The 17,789-nt window shown below is 42.4% G+C and carries 19 protein-coding genes; 18 read left to right on the top strand and 1 reads right to left on the bottom strand.

The genetic code is table 11. The features are described 5' to 3' along the window. Nucleotides 1-9: 9 nt before the first annotated feature. The 7 genes from IGI69_RS07075 to IGI69_RS07105 all read left to right on the top strand — a co-directional run bounded on the left by IGI69_RS07075 (nucleotide 10) and on the right by IGI69_RS07105 (nucleotide 5,192). Nucleotides 10-651, top strand: a complete 642-nt coding sequence (locus tag IGI69_RS07075) for a nicotinate-nucleotide adenylyltransferase (RefSeq protein WP_438740201.1) — start codon at nucleotides 10-12, stop codon at nucleotides 649-651. Further along, the gene (yqeK, locus tag IGI69_RS07080; protein ID WP_005225907.1) at nucleotides 641-1,240 is read left to right on the top strand and encodes a bis(5'-nucleosyl)-tetraphosphatase (symmetrical) YqeK; all 600 of its coding nucleotides are present in this window, start codon (nucleotides 641-643) and stop codon (nucleotides 1,238-1,240) included. The genes IGI69_RS07075 and yqeK overlap by 11 nt, the downstream gene beginning before the upstream one ends. An 11-nt stretch (nucleotides 1,241-1,251) precedes the next feature. Further along, on the top strand, nucleotides 1,252-1,593 hold the full coding sequence (rsfS, locus tag IGI69_RS07085; RefSeq protein ID WP_034695537.1) for a ribosome silencing factor: 342 nt from the start codon (nucleotides 1,252-1,254) through the stop codon (nucleotides 1,591-1,593). After that, nucleotides 1,593-2,321: a class I SAM-dependent DNA methyltransferase gene (locus IGI69_RS07090; protein ID WP_034695540.1), complete on the top strand. Its 729-nt coding sequence runs from the start codon at nucleotides 1,593-1,595 to the stop codon at nucleotides 2,319-2,321. The genes rsfS and IGI69_RS07090 overlap by 1 nt, the downstream gene beginning before the upstream one ends. Nucleotides 2,322-2,348: 27 nt before the next feature. Next, nucleotides 2,349-3,515 (top strand): nucleotidyltransferase, encoded by a 1,167-nt coding sequence (locus IGI69_RS07095; RefSeq protein WP_438740203.1) that lies wholly within the window; start codon nucleotides 2,349-2,351, stop codon nucleotides 3,513-3,515. A gap of 79 nt (nucleotides 3,516-3,594) precedes the next feature. Continuing rightward, nucleotides 3,595-4,317: a YebC/PmpR family DNA-binding transcriptional regulator gene (locus IGI69_RS07100; protein ID WP_005225911.1), complete on the top strand. Its 723-nt coding sequence runs from the start codon at nucleotides 3,595-3,597 to the stop codon at nucleotides 4,315-4,317. A gap of 215 nt (nucleotides 4,318-4,532) precedes the next feature. Next, complete coding sequence (locus IGI69_RS07105) at nucleotides 4,533-5,192, top strand: hypothetical protein (RefSeq protein ID WP_438740205.1); 660 nt, start codon at nucleotides 4,533-4,535, stop codon at nucleotides 5,190-5,192. Between the two features lie 57 nt (nucleotides 5,193-5,249). On the opposite strand, the gene helD is transcribed toward IGI69_RS07105, so the two are convergent. Further along, nucleotides 5,250-7,529, bottom strand: a complete 2,280-nt coding sequence (gene helD / locus IGI69_RS07110) for an RNA polymerase recycling motor HelD (protein WP_438740207.1) — start codon at nucleotides 7,527-7,529, stop codon at nucleotides 5,250-5,252. A gap of 140 nt (nucleotides 7,530-7,669) precedes the next feature. Between helD and IGI69_RS07115 the strand changes: the two genes are divergently transcribed. The 11 genes from IGI69_RS07115 to infB all read left to right on the top strand — a co-directional run bounded on the left by IGI69_RS07115 (nucleotide 7,670) and on the right by infB (nucleotide 17,770). Continuing rightward, a complete protein-coding gene (locus tag IGI69_RS07115; protein ID WP_438740209.1) occupies nucleotides 7,670-8,542 on the top strand; it encodes an aminoglycoside 6-adenylyltransferase in 873 nt (290 codons plus the stop codon). Further along, the gene (locus tag IGI69_RS07120; RefSeq protein ID WP_081116852.1) at nucleotides 8,512-9,009 is read left to right on the top strand and encodes an ASCH domain-containing protein; all 498 of its coding nucleotides are present in this window, start codon (nucleotides 8,512-8,514) and stop codon (nucleotides 9,007-9,009) included. The genes IGI69_RS07115 and IGI69_RS07120 overlap by 31 nt, the downstream gene beginning before the upstream one ends. 88 nt (nucleotides 9,010-9,097) lie before the next feature. After that, a complete protein-coding gene (locus tag IGI69_RS07125; protein WP_005225916.1) occupies nucleotides 9,098-9,274 on the top strand; it encodes a 2-hydroxymuconate tautomerase in 177 nt (58 codons plus the stop codon). Between the two features lie 311 nt (nucleotides 9,275-9,585). Further along, nucleotides 9,586-11,526, top strand: coding sequence for a threonine--tRNA ligase (gene thrS, locus IGI69_RS07130; RefSeq protein ID WP_438740211.1), 1,941 nt, complete (start codon nucleotides 9,586-9,588; stop codon nucleotides 11,524-11,526). 174 nt (nucleotides 11,527-11,700) lie between these two features. Then, nucleotides 11,701-12,135 (top strand): DUF4234 domain-containing protein, encoded by a 435-nt coding sequence (locus IGI69_RS07135; RefSeq protein WP_034857985.1) that lies wholly within the window; start codon nucleotides 11,701-11,703, stop codon nucleotides 12,133-12,135. After that, on the top strand, nucleotides 12,132-12,473 hold the full coding sequence (locus IGI69_RS07140; RefSeq protein ID WP_256925774.1) for a DUF2752 domain-containing protein: 342 nt from the start codon (nucleotides 12,132-12,134) through the stop codon (nucleotides 12,471-12,473). The genes IGI69_RS07135 and IGI69_RS07140 overlap by 4 nt, the downstream gene beginning before the upstream one ends. A 207-nt stretch (nucleotides 12,474-12,680) precedes the next feature. Continuing rightward, nucleotides 12,681-13,154 carry a ribosome maturation factor RimP gene (rimP, locus tag IGI69_RS07145; RefSeq protein ID WP_008378146.1) on the top strand — a complete coding sequence of 158 codons (474 nt, stop codon included), beginning with the start codon at nucleotides 12,681-12,683 and terminating at the stop codon, nucleotides 13,152-13,154. Nucleotides 13,155-13,175: 21 nt separating this feature from the next. Continuing rightward, entirely contained in the window at nucleotides 13,176-14,390 is a 1,215-nt protein-coding gene (nusA, locus tag IGI69_RS07150) for a transcription termination factor NusA (protein ID WP_060792086.1), read from the top strand. Nucleotides 14,391-14,406: 16 nt separating this feature from the next. After that, nucleotides 14,407-14,703, top strand: a complete 297-nt coding sequence (rnpM, locus tag IGI69_RS07155) for an RNase P modulator RnpM (protein ID WP_005225922.1) — start codon at nucleotides 14,407-14,409, stop codon at nucleotides 14,701-14,703. Then, on the top strand, nucleotides 14,696-14,998 hold the full coding sequence (locus IGI69_RS07160; RefSeq protein WP_015509584.1) for a YlxQ-related RNA-binding protein: 303 nt from the start codon (nucleotides 14,696-14,698) through the stop codon (nucleotides 14,996-14,998). The genes rnpM and IGI69_RS07160 overlap by 8 nt, the downstream gene beginning before the upstream one ends. A gap of 12 nt (nucleotides 14,999-15,010) precedes the next feature. Continuing rightward, complete coding sequence (gene infB, locus IGI69_RS07165) at nucleotides 15,011-17,770, top strand: translation initiation factor IF-2 (RefSeq protein WP_373191967.1); 2,760 nt, start codon at nucleotides 15,011-15,013, stop codon at nucleotides 17,768-17,770. Nucleotides 17,771-17,789: the final 19 nt, after the last annotated feature.

The following is a 17,789-nucleotide window of genomic DNA, read 5'->3' on the forward strand; positions in this document are numbered from 1 at the left end:
GGAGAAGGCATGCAAGGACAAACATTTGGAAAGGTACAAATGGTTTTAGAGACACAAACACAAGAACTTGTACCGAAAAAGCAAGTGGGCATTCTTGGTGGGAATTTTAATCCAGTACACTACGCACATCTGGTCATGGGTGAGCAAGTAGGGCAAGCATTAGGGCTGGATAAAGTTTATTTCATGCCTGAGTATTTACCGCCTCATGTTGATGAGAAAAAGACGATCCCAGCTGAGCACCGCTTGGCGATGTTGGAGTTGGCGATCGCCGATAATCCGCGATTTGCTGTAGAGACCATTGAGTTGGAACGAAAAGGCAAGAGTTATACGGTTGATACGATGCGGGAATTGACAGCTAAGAATCCAGATACCAATTATTATTTTATCATTGGCGGGGATATGGTGAACTATTTACCAAAATGGCATCAAATCGATGATCTGATGGAATTGGTGACTTTTGTGGGGGTTCGCCGTCCAGAAGTGCCGATCGATAGCCCATACCCGATTATTTGGATCGATATCCCGCTAATGGATGTCAGCTCAACAACAATTCGTAAAAAAGTGCAACAAGGTTGTTCGGTTCGCTACTTATTGCCAGATAATGTGTTACACTATATTCAAGAAAAGGGGTTGTACTTGGATGAAGAGTGAACACTACACACAAGCAGAACGGGAACTTTTGATGCAAAAGGTCCAAATGCAGATGAGTCAAAAGCGCTTTGAGCATGTGTTAGGTGTCGAAAAAACGGCCGTTGCCCTTGCGGAAAAATATGGTGCTTCACCGGTCAAAGCCAGCATCGCCGCCTTGACGCATGATTATGCGAAAGAACGCAGCGATGAAGAATTTCAATTAGTCATTCGTAGAGACGGATTCGACTTGGATCTCTTGAACTGGAACAATGCTATCTGGCATGGACTTGTCGGTGCTGATTTCGTTCAACGAGAATTAGAAATCGATGACGAAGAAATCTTACAAGCGATCCGTTTGCACACCACCGGAGCTGCTAAGATGAGCCTGTTAGATAAAATCATCTATGTGGCAGATTATATCGAACCCGGACGTACGTTTCCTGGAGTCGTTGAAGCCAGAGAGATCGCAATGATTGACTTAGATGCCGCTGTTGCTTACGAAACGAAACATACCTTGCTTCATTTGATCGAAACAGAAGCAGTTATCTACCCAAAAACGATCGAAACCTACAATTTTTGGGTAGCCAAATATAGGAGGGAATTACCATAGATAGTCAGAAAATATTAGAAATTGCTGTAAAAGCCGCCGATTCAAAACATGCCGAAGATATTATGGCATTAGATGTGCGGGAAATCTCTTTGCTAGCAGATTACTTTGTGATCTGTTCAGGAAATAGCGAACGTCAAATCAATGCGATCATTGATGAAGTCATCGATAAAGAAGAAGAAAATCAAGTATCTGTTCGTCGTGTCGAAGGAAAAGATGGTGGAAAATGGGTCTTGATCGACTTAGGTGACGTGATCGTTCACGTATTCAGTGCCTCAGAACGTGCTTTTTACAACCTAGAAAAATTATGGTCTGATGCGCCGCTTGTGGATCTTAATGAATGGGTCGTGGCGTAATGGCTTACGAAACCTTCGCATTTGTCTATGACGAAGTAATGGATTCCAGTCTCTATAAAAAGTGGCTGGATTTTTCTTGTCGTCATTTAGGAAAAAGAAAACAGCTGTTAGAATTGGCTTGTGGAACTGGTGCGTTAGCCGTTGAGTTTGCCAAGGCTGGTTTTGACGTGACTGGGTTAGATCTTTCAGAAGAGATGCTGATGATCGCTAGTCAACGGGCTGAAAAAGAAGAGGCGGCTGTGCAATTTGTTGCGGGTGACATGCTGGATCTCGTAGATGTTGGCACCTATCAAGCAATTACCTGCTATTCTGACTCCCTTTGCTACATGGAAGACGAGCAGAGTGTGCAGCAAGTGTTTGATGGTGTTTACAGTTGTTTAGAAGAAGACGGCGTCTTTTTATTTGATGTGCATTCCGTATATCAAATCGATGAAGTCTTTCCTGATTATAGCTATCATTACCAAACCGATGAATTTGCCTTTCTTTGGGAAAGCTATCAAGGCGAAAAAGACCATAGCATTGAACACTTCTTGACCTTTTTTGTTGCACAAGAGAATGGATTGTTTGAACGCTTAGATGAGCTTCATCAAGAAAGAACCTATCCTCTCGAGAGCTATTTAAGAATGTTAGAAAATGCTGGTTTTGCTAATGTTGAATGCTATGCCGATTTTATCGATACGAAGCCAAATGAAAAAAGCCGTCGCTGGTTTTTTGTCTGCCATAAGTAACCGTTATGTAAAACAGGAGGGATGTCGATGAAGGCTTGCGGACTAGTCGTAGAATACAATCCTTTTCACCATGGACACCAATACCATGTGGAAAAAGCACGACAAGTAACGAATGCTGATGTCGTCGTTGCGGTGATGAGTGGAAATTTTTTACAGCGTGGCGAACCAGCAATCATCGATAAATGGCAGCGAGCTCAAGCAGCACTACAACATGGGGTAGACTTGATCGTCGAATTGCCCCCCGCTTGGGCCGTCCACTCTGCTGATTTTTTTGCAGCGGGAGCGATTAGGATTCTGCAGGATCTGCAATGTGAGTTGTTATGCTTTGGCACAGATACGAAACACCCCTTCGACTATGCCAAGTTTGCTCAATTTGAAAAAGAAAATCACCTAATGATCGATGACGCATTTCAACGCTTAGCTAGGCAAAATGCTACCTATAGTCAAAAAATGAGTGCGGTCTTCAGTGAGCTTTATCCTGAGTACCATGCAGAAAAGGACCAGCCTAATCATCTGTTGGGTATGGCGTATGCGCGGGAAGTACTGCATTATGAAAAACCAATACGCTTGGTCCCCATCCAACGCGTTGCGGCGTCTTATCATTCAGAACAATTCGATCATCCCACGATCGCCAGTGCAACAGCCATTCGCCAAGCAATCAAACAAGGTACAGCTGTTGCGGATTTTGTTCCTGAAGCCACCCAAAACTTTCTTTCACAAGCAACAGTCGACTGGGAAGCCTTTTGGCCGTATCTTCAATACCAGATCATCTCTGCCCCAATCGAAAAATTAGCTGCTATTTACCAGATGGAAGAAGGACTAGAATATCGACTAAAACAATATGTGACAGCGGCGGATTCTTTTGCAGATTTTATCAAGTTGTTGAAGACGAAACGTTATACCCAAACGCGGCTGCAGCGTCTTGCTTGTTATGTATTGTTCCAAGTGACAAAAGCTGAAATGAAGGAAGCCCAAGAACATTCCTTTATTCGAGTCTTAGGGTATACGAAGCAAGGGCAGCAATATTTAAAAGAGGTCAAAAAAGAGCTGACCCTGCCGCTGATCGCTAAATTTGGTAAGCAAGAAGCACAGCGCTACGGCTTGTCATTGCGGATCGACCAGATCTATCAGCAAGGGAATCCTCAAATCACAGAACAAAATTTTCGGAGAATTCCGCTTTTTATTGATAAATAAGTGAAAATTACTTCACAGAACGTCATTTGACAAGTATAATGAATAAGGATTTTTAAAAACAAGAAAGCGAAGTGAAATCATGGGTCGTAAATGGGCAAATATCGTAGCGAAAAAAACTGCTAAAGATGCAAACAATAGCCGAGTTTATGCAAAATTTGGAATCGAAATCTACGCAGCAGCAAAATCGGGTGATCCTGATCCTCACGCGAACCAAAAATTACGCTTTGTTATCGAACGTGCGAAAACCTACAATGTGCCAAAACACATTATTGACCGTGCGATTGAAAAAGCCAAAGGTTCTGGCGATGAACAATACTCAGAACTTCGATATGAAGGATTTGGACCAAATGGATCAATGGTGATCGTCGATACGTTGACAAATAACGTCAACCGTACCGCAGCCGATGTTCGGGCCGCTTTTGGTAAAAACGGTGGGAATATGGGTGTTTCAGGGGCCGTTGCTTATATGTTTGATAACACGGCACTCTTTGGCTTTGCCGGTGACGATGCAGATGAAATCTTAGAATACTTGATGGACAAAGAGATCGATGTTCGTGATGTTGTTGAAGAAGATGGACAAATCATCGTTCACGGTGAACCAAGTGACTTCCATGCCATTCAAGAAGCCTTGAAAGAAAAAGGAATCACTGAATTCTCAATTGCAGAAATGCAAATGATTCCTCAAAATGAAGTAACCTTGACGGGTGACGATCTAGAAAAATTCGAAAAAATGATCGATGTGTTAGAAGATCTTGAAGACGTACAAAACGTCTATCACAATGTGGCAGACGCGGAAGAATAAGTGTCACTTGGCAGCCTAGAGACAATCTGGCTGCCATTTTTTTAGTATGTTTTTTTATGTAGAAGCTTTGTCGCTTATGCAAGAGAAATAATGAAGCGGTAGCGTTGCTCATTTAATGAAAATTCTTCTGTGTTGATCATCTTTTCAGTTGGTTTCTATACATTTTATGTGTTATGATTTACTACATAAGCAAACAAATCGTTAGGGGGGCAGACATGGAAGAAAAAATCGTTTTAGAGCCATTTAATCGAATCTTAAGTGGTTTTGAAAAGCTAGCAGAAGTGTCTGTATCGATTTCTGACTGCTCGGCTCTTTGTCGGAAATATCAAAAGTATGGGGTGGAAGGGTATCGTCTAGGTGATTATCGCGGCTCTTCTTATTTGAATCGTTATTTAAATGTCGTCGTTGATCGCGCACCCTTATTAATATATAAAGAGCGATTCTTGATTCCTTTAGTCTTTCGCATGTCGGAATACTCTGAACGGCTCTTTATCGATGAGTATCGAATGGAAGGGTTCTTCTTGCTGTTGGATTGGCTTTTAGAGCACCGACCAGAAAAAGCAATTATTGATTATAAACGAACGCGTGCTTTGCCTCATAAAAAAGAATTTGTCATCGACAGTTCCTATGTACTTTTTCGATTGACAGAAATTCTAGATGGCGCTGGCTTTCCTCTTAGTCGCTTTACGACGATTGAAGAATTTAGTGAGTGGAATCGTACCCGTCGCTTGATCGATAACGGCAGCATTGGACGACATACAAAATTATTCGTTCCAGAAGATCCCGAACACGTTTCTGAGCTGCAAATGATTTTAACCATCGTAGGGATGCGCTATCCAGAAACCCGTTTATTTATTGGCGAGTTAAAAGGCTAAAAAAACATCACGATCGGCTTGTTTCCTTTGGGAACTCGCCGAAAGTGATGTTTTTTGTTATCCGATCGTTGATGCTTCTTGGAACTGATAAGTGGTAGGATCAGCTTTTGCTAGCAGCGGCAATTCCTCTTGGGTGAGGACGGTCAACTGATGCATCGCCCGTGTCGCCATTGTATAAAAAATCAATTGGTCTTGTTCAGTCACGAAAGTGGCACCTGGTGTCCAGACAAATACTTGGTCAAACTCTAGCCCTTTTGCTAAAAAGGCCGGGAAGATCATCACATTGCGTTTCATGAAGTCTTCTTCAGAGGTGATCAGCTGCACTTGTTCCTGCATTGTTTCTGCCAGCTGGGCATATAACTGCTGGCAATCCTTTGCGGTTTTACAAATGATCGCGGTGCGCCAACGCTGATTCTCAGCGGCGTCACGAATACTGGTTTCTAGGAAAGCCAGATTTTCAGTTGCAGTTCCTTTAACAATTGTTGGTACCGCCCCTTTACGAGCCGTCAATTCCACTTGATCACTACCAACTAAAAATTGATTGGCGAAATCTGTGATTTCCTTAGTCGAACGATAGCTGGTTTTCAATTGATAACGTTTCACACTTTCGCGGGGGAATAATTCTGCTAATGCCCCGACGACCGTTTCATTGCCATACACTTTTTGATTCAAATCGCCGCACAGGGTAATGCCAGCCTTTGGATAAAGCTGACGCAGTAGAGCCACTTGTGCTGGTGGAAAATCCTGCATTTCATCGATAAAGATAAACCGAGCTTTTTCTTCGACGTGAACAGGATAAAGCTGTTTGATCAGTAAGAAAAACAAAACGGCGTCTTCTTGTTTGATCTGTCTTTGGCGCATGCCTTGTCGAATATCGGCAATACTTTGCTGCCAAGCCGCAGGCTCGATGCCAGTTTCTTTGACTGCAGCAGACTCAACCGATTGTAAAAAGTGTAAGTATTGCTTGGCTTGGTTGATAAACTGAAAGTTTTTCACTCCCCGCGTCAAGGAACGGAACTTCTTGCGGACGATCTGCTGTCTAAGTTTCTTCCGCAAACGGCGTTCGTTTTCTTCGCTGTATTCTTGATGAGGATCATTGGCAAATACTTGTTGCAATTGTTCTTCGGTCGCTTCTTTGACCCAGTCTTTTTTGGCTTCATCTTTTTCCAATCCGCCGATTTTTTTTAATAATTTCGTTTGAAGCAGTTGGGTTCTTTGGTAAATCGGCAGTTCGTTATTGGTTTCTTGATACCAGCGGCGAATCTGTTCTTTTGTCAAATAGGTTTGCCCTTGGATTTTTAGATCACGGAACAAGGGACCGATCGGTGCAATCGAACGGACATAACGGTTGATTTTTTCCACCAAGAAAAGACTACTTTTGATTTTTTCAATGGCATCATCGTCGCCACTTAAAAAGGTTTCTTCTTGTTGGGTTTCTTTCGTCACTTCATAGCCAGTCAGAATCAATTGGATAAAGTGGTGGAAGGTTCTTGTGGGCACTTCACTTTCACCTAAAGAAGGCAGGACCATGGAAATATAGTCAGAAAACAAATGATTGGGTGAAAACAGCAAGACTTGTTTTTCGTCCAACCATTTGCGATTCCGATAAAGTAAAAAGGCGACCCGCTGCAACAAAGCAGAGGTTTTCCCACTTCCAGCAATTCCTTCGATCAGTAAGAATTTATTGGTGGTATCACGAATGATTTGATTCTGTGCTTTTTGGATCGTCGAAACGATGTTACGCATTTGAGAAGAAGAGGCTTCATCCAATATTTCCAACAAAAATTCGTCATTGATGATCTCCGAAGTATCGACCATCGACAAGATTTCCCCATTTTGAATTTTAAATTGGCGTTTCAAAAGCAATTCTACCGTAAACCGATCAGTGTCTGTTTCGTAGAAGGTTTCACCAAGCTCTCCTTCATAATAAAGATTGGCGATCGGTGCGCGCCAGTCAATGACGATCGTTTCTTCATCTTTGTCTCGCAATGAAGCGATCCCCAAATAGAGGGTCTCGGTTTCTTGTTCTTCTTTGAAATCGATTCGAGCAAAATACGGATTGCCCGCCATCGTTGTTAAGGTTTTGACGCGTTTTTCTTGTGATTCTGCGGTTTGGTATTTTATCAGCAATTCTTGTTCATGCTGCTGGTACTCGATAACTGATTCATAAAAGGCTTCACTGTCGCCCCCGCGAATTTTCTTATCGGCGATTTCTTTTAATTGATCATCCATTTTAGCGGCTAACTCTTGTTTTTGCTGCGAAAGGATCGCTTGTTCTCTGTGGATCAGAGCAATGGTTTCATTAACATGTTGTTGTTCTTTTTGACGTTCGTTCACGAAGGATCCTCCTTAAAAAAATTGCGACATAAAATTATAGCATATTTTCCCTGCGAATGTCGTGGAAAAAAAGAAACTATGCTAATATTTATAAAAAGAGCTTAGGTGTTCAAAAACGAAACGAAAAAGAGGTGGAGACGGTGAGGGAAGAATCAGAATTGCACCAATTGATCCTGTCTGTGGGGCAACGTGTTGGGGCACGTGCCATCGGTTTATCTGGTTCACGGACCGATCCACAGGCGCCAAAAGATTTTTTGCAAGACTTTGATGTGGTTTACGTAATGGATGATATTCAGCCCTTGGTCGATGATCCTTCATGGTTAGAAGCCTTTGGACCGATCATGATCAGGCAAACACCGGAAACTAGCACCATCTATCCGCCAAGTTTGGGCGGGTGTTTTACGTACTTGATGCATTTTTTAGACGGAGTAAGAATCGATCTCATGCTATGTCCTCTTGCACTGGTCGATCGTCTGGCTAACGAACCAGGCTTGCAGCCGCTGCTTGATCCAGACCAAATACTAAGTTTTGCTAATCAAGCAAATCATTCGCATTACTGGATCAAGCGCCCGACCCAAGCCGCTTTTCAGGAACACTGCAACGAATTTTGGTGGGTAAGCACGTATGTCGTGAAAGGGCTGCTTCGAAAGCAGCTGATTTATGCTGCAGATCATTTATACACTATTTGTTGGCAAGAATTGTTATGGATTGAAGATTTGTTCGTTGCCCAAGCTCAGCAATTTCAGGTGAGTACAGGGAAAAATCATAAATACCTACAGTCGTTTCTAACGGAAAAGGAGTGGCGGGAATTGACCTCATTGCTTGATTTTTCCACGATCACTGCTTGCGGTCAGTCCCTCTTGAAGATGCAAAAACGTTTTGATGGCCAAGCAAAGAACATCAGCGAGAAATTAGGGCTGGCCTATGATTGGCAAGAAGCTGAGAATGTCCAAACATATACGAAGTATTGGAGTGAAAAAAATTGGCAGATGAAACCAGAGAATCAAAAATAAAAGACTGTCAGATTCAGGCGTTTTGGCAGCGGTTTTTAAAAGCAAATCCAAGAAATCAATCTCCTTTGACCTATGAAGATGCTTGGTCCTTTGGTGATACCCCACAAATGGCCGATGAACTGGCAGCACTGGTTTTAGCTGGCAAAAAGACGGCAACGACATCTGCCGCTGCGCTCTATGAAATAGAGCAAGAAGCACTGCCGCAATCAGGAACCTATAGTGTCCTTTTAAATGGGTCGGATGTACCAAAAGCTGTTCTTTACTTAGAGTCAGTGTCCATCGTGCCTTTTGATGAGGTGACAGCAGACTTTGCCTTTTTAGAAGGGGAAGGAGATCGCACTTTGGCTTATTGGCGCCGTGTTCATGAAGCTTTTTTTCGACGAGCTTATGCCTCAGCGGGGTTGTCTTTTCACGATCAAATGCTGTGTGTTTGCGAAAAGTTTTGTGTCGTTTATCAGGAAGAATAAAGTCATGGTTTTCTTTGGAAACCAAGGTAATAGTTTTTGTCTTTTTGAAAAAGGTGTATAATCAAAAGCAAACAAAGGAGGAAGTCGTATGCCATTTATCCATGTCGAACTAGTTGAAGGACGTTCGCAAGAGCAACTGACGAATATGATGAAAGAAATCACTGAGGCGGTCCATAAAAATACAGGCGCCCCTAAAGAGCATATCCACGTTATCATCAATGAAATGAAGCAAGGAACCTATGCTGTGAATGGCGATTGGAAATAATTCTCTTGCTTTTTTATCAAGAGAGTGGTTTAATTGAGCCATAATCGATCAATAAAAAAGACACCTGAATTTGAGAGTCTTCGATAAGAGAGGGAAATCTTGGCTGAAAATTTCCTAGAAGAAAACCAAAGGATGACCACTTTTTTAAGACCTCTGTTGAAACGGAGGCGGTTGAACCGTTATCTCATGAAGAGGAAAACAGACTTTTTCTGTTTTTGAAGAATAGGTGGAACCACGAGTGATCGTCCTAGTATCGTAACCGATACTAGGACTTTTTTTATTGATTGAAATCATCAAAGGAGGACATTCATATGTCATTATTTATTACATTTCCTGATGGCGCAAAAAAAGATTTTGCTGTTGGGGTAACAACCAAAGAGATTGCTGAAAGTATCTCGAAAAGTCTTGCAAAGAAAGCCTTAGCTGGAAAAGTCAATGGACAACTGATCGATCTTTCACGTCCGATCGAAGAAGATGCAACGATTGAGATCGTGACACCCGATCATGAAGACGCCTTAGGCTTACTTCGTCATTCGACAGCTCATTTAATGGCTCAAGCCATGCGCAGACTCTATCCATCGATCCATTTTGGGGTAGGACCTGCAATTGATTCTGGTTTTTACTATGACACAGACAATGGGGAAAACCCAGTAACTGCAGAAGATCTACCAGCAATCGAAGCAGAGATGATGAAGATCATCAAAGAAAATCTGCCAATCGAACGCCGCGTGTTAACAAAAGAAGAAGCGTTGACCCTTTTTGCCGAAGATCCATACAAAGTAGAGTTGATCACTGAATTACCAGATGATGAAACGATTACTGCCTATCAGCAAGGTGAATTTGTTGACTTATGCCGCGGCCCTCATGTCCCATCGACAGGTCGTATCCAAGTGTACAAATTGTTATCAGTAGCCGGAGCCTATTGGCGTGGAAGTTCTGATAATCAAATGATGCAACGGGTATACGGAACAGCCTTTTTCGATAAAAAAGACTTGAAGGAATTTATCCGTTTACGGGAAGAAGCAAAAGAACGCGATCATCGCAAATTAGGAAAAGAATTAGAATTGTTCATGTTATCACCTGAAGTCGGCGCTGGTTTGCCTTTCTGGCTGCCAAAAGGAGCTACGATCCGTCGTACGATCGAACGGTATATCGTGGACAAAGAAATCAGCTTAGGGTACCAACATGTGTATACACCAATCATGGCAAACGTGGATCTATACAAAACCTCAGGGCACTGGGATCATTACCATGAAGACATGTTCCCGCCAATGGATATGGGGGATGGGGAAATGTTAGTATTGCGACCAATGAACTGTCCGCATCATATGATGGTTTATAAAAATGACATTCATTCGTATCGTGAGCTACCTATTCGGATCGCTGAATTAGGCATGATGCACCGCTATGAAAAATCAGGGGCATTATCTGGATTGCAACGGGTTCGGGAAATGACCTTAAATGATGGTCATACATTTGTTCGTCCTGATCAAATCAAAGAAGAATTCAAACGGACACTTGATTTAATGATCGGTGTTTATGATGACTTTAATATTACTGACTATCGTTTCCGTTTAAGTTATCGCGATCCACAAAACAAAGACAAATATTTTGATGACGATGCGATGTGGGAAAATGCGCAAACAATGCTAAAAGCGGCCATGGATGAATTAGAATTGGATTATTTTGAAGCTGACGGTGAAGCAGCTTTCTACGGACCTAAACTAGATGTCCAAGTGAAAACAGCTTTAGGTATGGAAGAAACCTTGTCAACGATCCAATTGGATTTCTTATTGCCTGAACGGTTTGATCTAACATATGTTGGTGAAGATGGCGAAAACAATCACCGTCCAGTGGTGATCCACCGCGGAATCGTTTCAACGATGGAACGTTTTGTGGCTTACCTGACAGAAGTCTATAAAGGGGCATTCCCGACTTGGTTGGCACCAATCCAAGCATCGATCATTCCGGTCTCAGTCGAAGCCCACAGCGACTATGCTTACGAAATCAAAGAACGCCTGCAAGCGCAAGGACTGCGAGTGGAAGTGGATGACCGCAACGAAAAAATGGGGTATAAGATCCGTGCATCACAAACCCAAAAAATTCCTTACCAAATTGTTGTTGGGGATCAAGAAGTCAATGATGCGACAGTCAATATCCGTCGCTACGGCAGCAAGGAGACCCAAGTCGAAGAATTGAGTTTGTTTGTTGATGCAATGGCTGCTGAAGTGAAAAATTATAGTCGAGCATAGCTTTTGGTTCAAAGAAAACGAATGATTTTATAGTATAGGCACCTGCTTTCAGTAGGTGCTATTTACCTTTTTTAATCTATATAAAATAAAATAATTAGATTTTTTTTGTTTTTGTGAATAAAATCGTGTATAATTAGTAAGTGATAAAAAGGAATAAACTAGAAGGAGTTTGTGATGAATTATAATTACGGGGTTAGAAAGAAATCGGTTGTATCGGTCATTTTATTAACATTTATTACTTGTGGCATTTATACATTCTTTTGGATGTACCAAACAACCAAAGAGCTAGCAGAGTACAGCGGGGATAATCGTCTTTCGCCAGAAACGTCGATTTTACTCACGATCCTTACTTGCGGATTGTACCAAATTTATTGGTGGTACCGAATTGCGGATATCTTTATGAGTGCACAACAACGAGCGAATATGCCTCGTCTGAGTGACAACAAAATCCTTTTTGTCGTCTTGAGCCTTTTTGCTTTTGATTTCATCAACATGGCGATTTTACAAGGTGATATGAATCAAATGTGGGAAGCAGCTGATCAAAATGCCATGATGTCATCTGCTACATCAAACGATTCGTCTGATTCAGATGATTGGGTCGATTATTGATTTGTCCGTTTAAATGGTTAACGGGGTTTCCTTGTCCAGGTTGTGGCATGACGCGCGCCTACTTGCACTTATTTCAGGGTGATCTTGAAGGTGCGCTGCATTTTCATCCCTTGTTTTGGTTAGTGCCGATCGTATTCGGAATCGTTTTGTTCAAAAAAAATCCGAAAATCAGCAAACTTTACCACAGTCACAACCTGTGGCTGACCTTGACACTTTCGGTACTAGTGGTTTATGGTGGTCGGCTCTGGCTTCATTTCCCACATGACGCGCCAATGGACTTTGATCCAGAGAGCATTTACCCACAACTACTACGCCGGATTGGTCAAGTGATTCACTAACAGCCATTCACCCAAGCATTAAAAATCTTTAAGAAAATGCTTTGTTTTTTTCTGAAAGCGAAGGGAACATGCGACAGTAGTTGAATCTTTATGAAAATTGTGTTATATTTACAATGTAATGATACTTAGAGTGAGTGAGCGGTTTTTTCGCTCACTCTTTTTAATGGAATGAAGTTCGTTTCGTTGAGAAATAAAGGAGGCGATGTTGTGAGTACGGTAGTGGAAACTGTTACAGATATAGTGACCCCTATTCTGGATGCGCAAAAATTTGAATTAGTTGAAGTAGAATTCGTGAAGGAAGGGAAAAATTGGTTTCTTCGTGTGTTCATCGATAAAGAAGGCGGAATCGATATCGAGGAATGTGCCTTTGTCAGTGAACAACTTAGTGAACAATTAGACCAATGCGAACCTGATCCTATTCCACAGGCCTATTTCTTGGAAGTTTCTTCCCCTGGCGCCGAGCGTCCATTGAAGAAAGAAGCAGATTATCAACGGGCAGTCGGCGAGTACATTCATGTTTCTTTATATCAACCGATTGATGGAGAAAAACAGTTCGAAGGCTTTTTACAGTCATTCGACGAAAATCAGCTAGTTATGAAGACCCGAATCAAAACCAGAGAAAAAGAACGAACGATCGACCGGAAAAATATTGCCAAAGCTCGTTTAGCCATTCAATTTTAAACACGGAGGAATGAAAGAATCATGAGTAAAGAAATGTTGAATGCATTGGATGCATTAGAAGCAGAGAAAGGCATTTCAAAAGAGATTGTCATCGATGCCTTGGAAGCGGCATTGGTTTCAGCCTACAAACGTCATTACGGGCAAGCACAAAATGTGGAAGTTGAATTTGATCAGAAAAAAGGCAACATCCACGTCTATGCAGTCAAAGAAGTGACAGAAGAAGTCATGGACTCGCAACTAGAGGTTTCATTAAAAGAAGCGATGACAATCAATCCCGCTTATGAAATCGGCGACAAAATCCGTTTTGAAGTAACGCCTAAAGACTTTGGTCGTATTGCGGCGCAAACGGCAAAACAAGTCATTTTGCAACGGGTCCGTGAAGCAGAAAGAAACATTATCTATAACGAATTTAGCGCGTACGAAAAAGACATTCTGCAAGGAATCGTTGAACGCCAAGACAATCGTTATATCTATGTAAACTTAGGCAAAATTGAAGCCGTGCTTTCAAAACAAGACCAAATGCCAAATGAGTTTTATCAACCCCATGATCGGATCAAAGTATTCGTTTCTCGTGTTGAAAATACTTCGAAAGGCCCTCAAGTATTCGTTAGCCGTAGCCATCCAGATTTGCTACGCCGATTATTTGAACAAGAAGTGCCAGAAGTATATGATGGTACTGTAGAGATCGTAAGTATTGCTCGTGAAGCAGGGGATCGTGCCAAAGTCGCTGTTCGTTCCTTTGATGCCAACGTCGATCCAGTCGGCACTTGTGTCGGCCCTAAAGGTCAACGGGTTCAAGCGATCGTCAATGAACTAAAAGGCGAAAACATGGACATCGTGGAATGGAATGAAGATCCAGCGATCTTCATCGCCAATGCGTTGAATCCAGCAGAAGTCAGCGACGTTATTTTCGACGTTGATAATCCGAAAGCATGTACTGTTGTCGTTCCTGATTACCAATTATCATTGGCGATCGGTAAACGCGGACAAAATGCTCGTCTAGCAGCCAAATTGACTGGCTTCAAAATCGATATCAAATCAGAAACAGATATGGAAGAGTTTTATGCGAAGCTGGATGAAGGCGACTATATCGATGAGTATGATGCAACTGCTTCAGAAGCTGCTGAAGAAAGCAGCACAGAAGCAACAGAATCTGCAGAAACAGTTGATGAAGCGATCCTTTCATCAGATATGACTGCGGATGATTATGAAAATGTTGAGTTTGACGAAAAATAGTTGAGGTGAGATCGTGATGAAAAAACGAAAAATTCCTTTACGAAAATCAGTGATTTCAGGCGAAATGCTGCCTAAGAAAGAAATGCTTCGTATCACTCGTTCAAAAGAAGGCGTTGTTTCCATCGATCCAACAGGAAAAATGCCCGGTCGAGGAGCTTATATAGCGATCGAACCGGCTGAAGCCCAGAAAGCATGGGATAAGCGGATCTTGGATCGGGTGCTGGAAACGAAATTAACAGATGAATTTTACCAAGAACTATTGGACTATGTAACGCACCAAAAAGCGCGAAAAGAGTTATTTGCAAATGAATAAAACCAAAGCATTAAATATGTTAGGACTAGCCATGCGTGCTGGGAAATTAGTGACTGGTGAAGAAATGACCTTAAAAGAGATTCGCAATGAGAAAGCTGCTTTGGTCATTGTCGCCAGTGATGCTGGTAAAAATACACAAAAGAAAATTAAGGACAAAAGTTCTTATTACGAAATTCCGCTCCTAGATGCATTTTCTGCTGATGAAATCAGTGCGGCCATTGGGAAACCAAGAATGGTCATTGGCATCTTAGATCAAGGATTTGCAAGGAAGGTGCAGGAATTAATATTAGGTTAGGAAGGTGATTGCATGGGGAAAAAAAGAATTTATGAACTTGCAAAAGAATGGAACAAATCGAGCAAAGAGGTTGTTGAAAAAGCACAATCTTTAGGCTTTGATGTCAAAAATCATATGGGCGCGATCTCAGATGGAGAGGCGCAGAAATTGCAGCAGTCATTAGGCGGCAATCCAAATGGTAAAACATCTGCAAACTCAAATCCCGCAAATCAGAAACCAGCCAACCAGCCGGAAAAACAAGAACAAAAGAAATTTAAAACGCAAAGAAATAATCCTAACTTCCAAAACCGTCATAACAATCAAAGTCAACAGCGAACTACGCAAAGCAATAACCGTCCTGCTGGTCAAGGACAAGTAGAGCGCACGAACAGTCAAGGAAGTAACAGACCAAATAACCAAGGAAGTCATAATCGAGTGAATAACCAAGAGAATCGTAACAATCAAGGGCAACAAAACCGCCCAACAAACCAAGGACAACAAAACCGTCCGAATAATCAAGGGCAACAAAATCGCCCAAACAACCAAGGACAACAAAATCGTCCGAACAATCAAGGACAGCAAAACCGTCCGAATAACCAAGGGCAACAAAATCGCCCAAACAACCAAGGGCAACAAAATCGCCCAAACAACCAAGGGCAACAAAACCGTCCAAACAATCAAGGACAGCAAAACCGTCCAAACAACCAAGGGCAACAAAATCGTCCGAATAACCAAGGACAGCAAAACCGTCCAAACAACCAAGGACAACAAAATCGTCCGAACAATCAAGGGCAACAAAACCGTCCAGCCGCTCAATCTGCAGGAAATACGCAAGGAGCAGACCGCAACAACAACCGTACGCAAGGCTCGAATGATTCCCGTGGAGGAAATCAAAACCGCGGCAAGTCAAATTACGGTGGACGCAATAACAATTTCAACAACAACAATCGCAATAAATTTAACAAAAAAGGGAAAAAAGGCCGTCAGCAGACGGAAAAGAAACCGCCAGTTCCAGCACGTAAATTCCGTGAACTGCCAGAAGTATTGGAATATACAGAAGGCATGAACGTAGCGGATATCGCGAAAAAAATCTACCGTGAACCAGCAGAGATCATCAAGAAGCTCTTTATGATGGGGGTTATGGTCAATCAAAACCAACCTTTAGATAAAGATACGATTGAACTGCTTGCTACCGATTACGGAATCGAACCACAAGAAAAAGTTCAAGTGGATATCGCAGATATCGATAAATTCTTCGAAGCAGAAGAACAAATTGAAGAGAATTTAGTATCACGACCACCTGTTGTTACCATCATGGGTCACGTTGACCACGGGAAAACAACATTGCTTGATACATTACGTCATTCACGCGTAACAAGTGGTGAAGCTGGAGGAATCACGCAGCATATTGGGGCTTACCAAATCGACATCAATGGCAAACCAATCACTTTCTTAGATACTCCTGGACACGCGGCGTTCACCAGTATGCGTGCACGGGGAGCAAGTATCACTGATATTACGATTTTAGTTGTCGCAGCTGATGATGGTGTCATGCCGCAAACGGTGGAAGCGATCAACCATGCGAAAGCAGCAAAAGTGCCAATCATCGTTGCAGTTAACAAAATCGATAAACCAGGTGCTAACCCTCAACATGTGATGCAAGAATTAAGTGAACATGAGTTGATCCCAGAAGCTTGGGGTGGGGATACGATCTTCGTTGAAATCTCAGCGAAATTTGGGCAAAACATTGAAGAATTGCTTGAAATGATCCTCTTAGTAGCAGAAGTCGAAGATTTGAAAGCTGATCCTACCCAACGAGCGATCGGTACCGTTATTGAAGCGCGCCTTGATAAAGGCAAAGGTCCTGTAGCAACACTATTGGTACAACAAGGAACTCTTCATGTTGGTGATCCAATCGTTGTAGGGAACACTTTCGGTCGTGTCCGCGTGATGACGAATGATTTAGGTCGTCGTGATAAAGCAGCTGGACCTGCAACGCCAGTCGAAATCACAGGATTGAACGATGTCCCTCAAGCAGGTGACCGTTTCGTTACCTTTGAAGATGAAAAAACGGCTCGGGCAGCAGGTGAAGAACGTGCAAAACGTGCCTTGATGGAGCAACGCGCATCAAGCAGTCGTGTGACATTGGATAACTTGTTTGAAAGTCTAAAAGAAGGCGAACTGAAAGAAGTAAATGTCATCATCAAAGCAGACGTACAAGGTTCAGCTGAAGCATTAGCTGCTTCATTGAAGAAAATCGATGTTGAAGGTGTGCGAGTGAACATCGTCCATTCAGCCGTTGGTGCAATCAATGAAAGTGATGTAACGCTAGCAGCAGCAAGTAATGCCATCATCATCGGATTTAACGTCCGTCCAACACCGCAAGCCAAACAGCAAGCGGAAGCGGAAAAAGTCGATATTCGTTTGCATCGCATCATCTACAAAGCGATCGAAGAAATCGAAACCGCGATGAAAGGGATGCTTGATCCTGAATTCGAAGAAAAAATCACTGGTCAAATGATCGTTCGTGAAACATACAAAGTATCTAAAGTGGGCACGATCGCAGGTTGCTACGTAACGGAAGGCAGTATTCGCCGTGACAGTGGCGTCCGCGTGATCCGTGACGGCATCGTTATCTATGAAGGAAAACTTGCCAGCTTGAAACGCTTCAAAGATGATGTCAAAGAAGTGAAGCTAGGGTTTGAATGTGGCGCGATGATCGAGAAATTCAACGATCTTAAAGTTGATGACGTGATCGAAGGCTATGTCATGGAAGAAGTACCGACAAAATAACGGAATGACAACTATACAA

It is taken from the genome of Enterococcus sp. DIV1083b, from assembly GCF_051713705.1.
In the GTDB taxonomy this organism is placed as follows: domain Bacteria; phylum Bacillota; class Bacilli; order Lactobacillales; family Enterococcaceae; genus Enterococcus_D; species Enterococcus_D casseliflavus.

Coding starts and splice junctions, on each gene's coding strand:
- thrS (WP_438740211.1), top strand. CDS start 9,586: ATGTCATTATTTATTACATTTCCTGATGGCGCAAAAAAAGATTTTGCT.
- IGI69_RS07100 (WP_005225911.1), top strand. CDS start 3,595: ATGGGTCGTAAATGGGCAAATATCGTAGCGAAAAAAACTGCTAAAGAT.
- IGI69_RS07125 (WP_005225916.1), top strand. CDS start 9,098: ATGCCATTTATCCATGTCGAACTAGTTGAAGGACGTTCGCAAGAGCAA.
- nusA (WP_060792086.1), top strand. CDS start 13,176: ATGAGTAAAGAAATGTTGAATGCATTGGATGCATTAGAAGCAGAGAAA.
- IGI69_RS07075 (WP_438740201.1), top strand. CDS start 10: ATGCAAGGACAAACATTTGGAAAGGTACAAATGGTTTTAGAGACACAA.
- yqeK (WP_005225907.1), top strand. CDS start 641: ATGAAGAGTGAACACTACACACAAGCAGAACGGGAACTTTTGATGCAA.
- IGI69_RS07105 (WP_438740205.1), top strand. CDS start 4,533: ATGGAAGAAAAAATCGTTTTAGAGCCATTTAATCGAATCTTAAGTGGT.
- infB (WP_373191967.1), top strand. CDS start 15,011: ATGGGGAAAAAAAGAATTTATGAACTTGCAAAAGAATGGAACAAATCG.
- IGI69_RS07135 (WP_034857985.1), top strand. CDS start 11,701: ATGAATTATAATTACGGGGTTAGAAAGAAATCGGTTGTATCGGTCATT.
- IGI69_RS07160 (WP_015509584.1), top strand. CDS start 14,696: ATGAATAAAACCAAAGCATTAAATATGTTAGGACTAGCCATGCGTGCT.
- IGI69_RS07090 (WP_034695540.1), top strand. CDS start 1,593: ATGGCTTACGAAACCTTCGCATTTGTCTATGACGAAGTAATGGATTCC.
- IGI69_RS07095 (WP_438740203.1), top strand. CDS start 2,349: ATGAAGGCTTGCGGACTAGTCGTAGAATACAATCCTTTTCACCATGGA.
- rnpM (WP_005225922.1), top strand. CDS start 14,407: ATGAAAAAACGAAAAATTCCTTTACGAAAATCAGTGATTTCAGGCGAA.